General features: G+C 35.3%; 4 protein-coding genes. All 4 read right to left on the bottom strand.

Features of this window, described 5'->3' with window-relative positions; translation table 11 throughout:
• On the bottom strand, positions 1-909 hold a 909-nt coding region (locus tag ACFIKN_RS06000), incomplete at its 3' end, for an abortive infection family protein (RefSeq protein ID WP_375658069.1).
• Between the two features lie 1412 nt (positions 910-2321).
• Positions 2322-3686, bottom strand: a complete 1365-nt coding sequence (locus ACFIKN_RS05995) for an MFS transporter (RefSeq protein WP_375658068.1) — start codon at positions 3684-3686, stop codon at positions 2322-2324.
• Positions 3687-3743: 57 nt separating this feature from the next.
• Positions 3744-3980 (bottom strand): hypothetical protein, encoded by a 237-nt coding sequence (locus tag ACFIKN_RS05990; RefSeq protein WP_375631802.1) that lies wholly within the window; start codon positions 3978-3980, stop codon positions 3744-3746.
• Positions 3981-4284: 304 nt separating this feature from the next.
• Positions 4285-4677, bottom strand: coding sequence for a hypothetical protein (locus ACFIKN_RS05985; RefSeq protein WP_273790981.1), 393 nt, complete (start codon positions 4675-4677; stop codon positions 4285-4287).
• Positions 4678-5585: the final 908 nt, after the last annotated feature.

The raw sequence follows: 5585 nt of genomic DNA, 5'->3' as shown, positions 1-5585 counted from the left end.
AATATAAATTGAGAGAGAATGGGCGGCATTAAAAGTTAAACGCGCATGGCGAGGCTTGAGATTGATTAGTTCAAAATCCTTTTTTGAGCGGCCATGCGCTGCACTTTTCTTGTTTCTTAAATTCATAGTACCACTAACGATTCTGGATAGACCGGTTGCGATCATTCTTAAGTCATTTTTATCTAGATCTTGATTTTTTAAGTTTTTTTTCTTTATATCGTCAGTATGAATCTTAGCCTTCTTAGCAACTTCTTTCCATAAAGCGTACAGCTTATTATGGGCATTTTCTGCATATGGGATAGAATGGTGGTCGAGATAAGCTTTGCAAGAGGCTTCCAACAGATTTGCTGCAAATAAAACTGCCTCCCTTGGATCTTTTTCTATATTTTCTAATGCTCTATTTATTTCGATTTCTACTGCTGAAAGTTCTTTCTCTGCAATAAGTTTTTTTAGCTCTTCCATCGAGAGGAGACCAGCTTTTTGCAATTCTTGTGTGAAGGTCACCTCATTCTTGATAATATATCCTCCACGCTGATATTCCAAGTCATATTCCTTTAACTTTTCTAAAACTGTACGTTTATCTTTTTGTAACTGTAAAATTTTTTCATATAATGATGGATTTAATCTGCTTGGGTCTGGGTCATAATATTCTTTTTCTAAAAAATCCCCAAGCAAGTTACCAAGGACTTCAAGCGGTTCATTGCATTTTACATTGATTGCACGTAGCCACGCTTTAACTTTTTGGATTTTTGTACCTTCTGGAATTTCAGGAGGAGCAAATGATGCAATAAACAAGTCATCTAACTCGTTATGCGTATAATGGTGCGCAAACATTGGAGGGAGTAGTCCAATGATTGCAGAAGGGATTTTGTTTTTCTGAGATATTGTTTGCGGAGACGATAATTGCATTTTATGGCTTTATAATATCAAAAAGTAGTATGTTGAGTGGTTTTTAGAGTATGATTTTATTGCCTGACCTTGCTTAGAAAGTCGCGCAACAATTTTGTGGCTTATATAAGATTTGTGAAAAAGAAATACTATATTGTGTTTTAATTTTTTTCTCCTTTCATTGTTATAACAGTGAAGCAGTGAAGGGGGTGAATAATGCGTGATAATTGGAAAAATATAGAATGAGAACAGAAGTATAATTTTGTATTATCGTAACTGCAATAGCATTCTTTATTGGCAGATTGTTTATTAGAGAGAAGGAAGCAGGCAATGCGCATAATCCCTGAACGGAAGGTCTTGTGACAAGAATTTCAATAATGGCATGTTACTAAATGTTGTGTGTGTTATTTGCTTGTCAGAAAAAGTAGATGGGGCTCTTTATTTGCATAACCGGTATAGAGTAATGAGTAATGCGGGAGGCTAGTTTAAAATCTCGTTTATTCCGTTAAAGCTTACGGTTTTCTATAAAAAGACTGTTTTCATTATATCCGCTGTTAATCTCGTGTATTTGGTCGAGATGGAAATATAAACGTTTATTGTGTCTGTAAGGGAGCTTGAAGCAATGAAGTTATGTGTAAAAGAGTTCTGAAAAGCTTCTTTTGTCCGTAAATTTTATAAGGAAAATCTAAAGGCAGGAAAATGTTAGAGAAATCTCAGAGCACACTGTAAAAGTAAAAAAACAGCCTTTTTAGAGATGGTTTGCTGTCTGTCATTGTGCATCATGATTTTCAATGTTTTTAAAATTTCCCTCTCAATGAGAGAGGGCTTTTTTATTAAAGTGGGGGAGATTTCTTATAACAGTTAACAATGAAATGGAGAGAAGATGCTGCTTTACCAGCTGTTTTTGTCGCTTCAGTTTCATTTGGACCTATTGCTGTTATGAAAGCATAGTGATTCAATGACTTTGAAAAGGGGTGAATAACATTATCAAGTTTGTAATATAGTGCGATTTTTCACATCGCGGTGTGTGGTAAAAGATGATTAGCATTTATAGGGGCGTGCGCGGGGGCGGGTTCTATATTCTATGCTGGTGCGGTAGGGCGTCTGTTAGCGCATTTATGGAACTATTCCGCATTGAAATGCGTGCTTAATTTCGTGGATCTTTGCAAAGGTCTGATCAGAAAATCCCATATTTCAAGAGGTTTTTAGAGGGATCTAAAAGCACAGAGGTATCATAAAATTACAAACACCGTACGTTACTGGAGGTGATCAATTTTAGAGCTTAAGGAGCTTATCGGTTTAGTGTTCTTTCATAAAAATGATGAAGGCTGTGGTCAAGGTCTCAGTGTGTTGGTTTCTCGAAAAGTGGTAAATGCTGTATGATTTTATATGCCATTGCCAATGTTATGGATAGGGTGTTCAAATAAAGCATATCATAAATCAAAATTCTTCTCTTTACGCGATAAGAAGAGGGCTAGGCAAAACAGTAAAAATGCAGCGATAGAGAATATGAAGAATACGATATATGTTTGGTTTAAGGACAGGTATTCTTCTGTCAGCGAATGGATCAAAAAGCCAGCGAATATACCCCCTAAGGCACCACCTATTTGCTGTAATATGCGTGTGATAACGGCTGTATCTTTGACGTATAAACTGTTGACATATTGGATGGGGGCGGAAAGGCAGACAATGGTGGCGATGCCAAGTCCTATGCCTCTTAGCAAGAATCCAAGTCCATCCATGCTTATATTATAGCCGAAGCATAATAACCCAAGGCTTGATATCACTAAACCAATTCCTATCATGAAAAAGGGAGATTTTTCTTTCCATTTTTGGTAAATAAATTTCCTTCCGATCCATGCTCCTACCCCTTGCAGAGCTAGGAGGGCACCGATGATGAGAAGGCTATTTTCATGGGCTTGTTCCATGGCAATGGCTAGTGGGAAATAAACGAGGAAGCTATAAAAAAGAAATGAAGCAACAAGCCCCATGATCATGAGTAATGTATAGCGCGCATTTTGAAATCCGCTAAAGACGATTAATTTGTTTTTTGCTTTCTGATTAGAAACAATGAATAATATGAGAGATATCACCGCTATAAGTGCTAGGATATATAAGTGATTTTTGTTATTGATGTTTCTGGCTTCTGTGAGGTAAAAAAACGAAAGAAGCGATATGGAAAACGCTAAAAATGCAAATAAGTTAAATTTTGTTTTTGTTGTTTCGTTGTTCTTTAAATGTTTTGCTCCAAGGGTGAGTGCCAATAAAATAAGCGGAATATTAATAAAAAATAACAAACGCCAAGAGACATACTGAGCAAGTGAGGCGCCCACCAGCGGACCAAAGGCAGGAGCGAAAACTGTTGGTACGGCTATGGTGCCCATGGCTTGGCGCACTCGTGTCTGTCCAAATTGTAAGGCAATGATGGTTTGACTAAGGGGTAGCAAAAGACCGGTCCCAAAACCTTGAACGATACGGGCAGATATAATGGTTGGAAAACTATAGCTTAATCCTACCCCCAGTGATCCAAGCATAAAAATGAAGCTTGCAAGAAACCAAGTGCTTTTGATACCTATTCTTTCTTGCACAAAAGCTGCCATCAGTAGTCCTGGCACGGTGGCTAGAAAATAGGATGTTACAATCCATTGTATATTATTTCCTTCCACGGAAAAATAATGCGCAAGGTTAGGAAGGATGACATTAACAATGCTTCCGTCCAGCAGAGGAAGTATGCTGGAAATAATGACGGTATATATGACATACCGTTCTGTTTTTGTATAGGAATCTACCTTTTGCATGATCATGCTCCCTACAGATGTTCTTTAAAACATTGGTTGCGCCCCATTCACAGACTTTTAAAAATTAACACGTGTTTGTGATGTCTGCGGTTTTGATATTGGAATGAATGTGATTGGAAGTGCTGATGGTCCCCAAATGCTTCTCTTGTGTACAAACCCCTCTTCCTCCAAAATGAAGCCATCAGTTAAGCTGATTTTGATGAGTTTATCGAGGAGTCTGTTTTCTGTCAATTCACTTTGCATGAGAGCAAAAGCAGAACCTACACGAGACGTGCATGCCTGCTCCATTTGCATTTATTATTTAACATGGAAAATGTGAAAATCTTTATAAATCAAATTATTGACTTAAAAATCCAATGTTTGTTTATATATCATTTTTTATGCTTAAATGATTGTTTGGGTGTCAAATGTATTCTCAATAGTTTATAATTTTCTTTTCTTAAATGTGCAGCCCTTTCTGGAAAATATTCGACAATCTCTTGATTGTTTAATAAAAATTAAAATCGGTTATAAGGAAGGGCTTGTAAATTATAGAGTAGGAAAAAGGTGCATTTTATAAACAACAGGGGAGGGTTGTTTCCATAGCCCAAACATTTTTTCAAGTTGTTATGGTATCTTTTTGAAGTGCTTGATCGATAAAAGTTTCATAATTATCAGAAACAATATATTGGGTATTTTCTCCCAAAGCTTTGAAATGTTCATGACCGCAATGGATTTTTGCTTTTTCCAGATCGCGCAACATGTCTTCGAAAATACTTCCTTTGCTTTCCACAACAAAATACAGTTTTTCTTGCCCATCTTGCTCGAATAATACAGCCCAATCGGGAGTATATGATCCAAGAGGTGTATCAATTTTAAACCATTTAGGCAGTTGCGCATAAACTTTAATCTCATCGTTTTTTTCAAACGATTGTGCAAAACTAAACTCAATATCTGAATCATAAATAACATGATCATAAGGTGATCTATGGTTTTTTACATATTCTTTTATAAAACAATTTGCTTTTATATTTATTAAAATGCATTTTCTATTTTATTTTTTCGTATAATTAGCCAATGAAGCTTTTGCTCTAATATCGCAATTTGTAAAAAAACTATTTGGTCATTCAATATGAAACTTTTTATGTCGGTTTCTTGTATTGAAAGCAATGGTACGATTTTTGATATCTGATAAAAATATTTACAAAAGAATTAATAACGCATGATTATAGAATTTTGTCCTTTGTTTGAAGCATGTAAAGTTAAACCATTGTTTATTCATAGATTTTATGTTCATTGTTTATTTGATACATTTAATCTAGAATGTAAATTGTGTTCGTATACTCAAACTAAAATACTGGTATTGAAGTGGTGAGAGTGTTGCTTTGTTGAGAATAGATAATTTGGTAGGTTGGTATTCCCTTTGTATCAGAGAATTCAACTTATTCTCTCATATTGTGTGTGGATGAAATGTTAACCGCATAATGCTCCCTCTTACATGAGATGTAAGATTGATATGTTTTCCACATTGAGAAAAGTTGTTGATCGTAGAGAAATATTTTTTTGCGAAATTCGTTTGGCTTAAATGGAAAAAATAGAGCAAGAGCCGCATATTTGTTATGCTGTAATGGCATATATATAATCGATGGAGTCAACACTTCATTTAAGAAGTTTTTTAAAGGAAAAACATAAAAAAATAGAATTATTGAAAAAAATCTTTTATTTTGAAGCTTGTTTCTCACGATTATAAAAGCTTCACGTGGATTTCGAAAATTCTTGTTGTGTTGAAAAGCATGAAAAATCAAGAAAATTTTGCAAAAAAGCTGCACTATACGTGCAGCTTTTTATGTCTTTGTTTTAAAGGTAGACGTTTTAAAGCATGAAAGTGTCCTTACGGCTTCTATAACCATAATAGCCAAA

Source organism: Bartonella sp. CL436QHHD (assembly GCF_042195105.1).
Lineage (GTDB): Bacteria > Pseudomonadota > Alphaproteobacteria > Rhizobiales > Rhizobiaceae > Bartonella.
The sequence above is the reverse complement of the archived record's forward strand: the minus strand, read 5'-3'. Positions and strand labels throughout refer to the sequence as shown.

Bases quoted from the DNA above. Each gene is read 5' to 3' on its own strand.
- ACFIKN_RS05995 (WP_375658068.1), bottom strand. From the start codon at position 3,686: ATGCAAAAGGTAGATTCCTATACAAAAACAGAACGGTATGTCATATAT.
- ACFIKN_RS05990 (WP_375631802.1), bottom strand. From the start codon at position 3,980: ATGCAAATGGAGCAGGCATGCACGTCTCGTGTAGGTTCTGCTTTTGCT.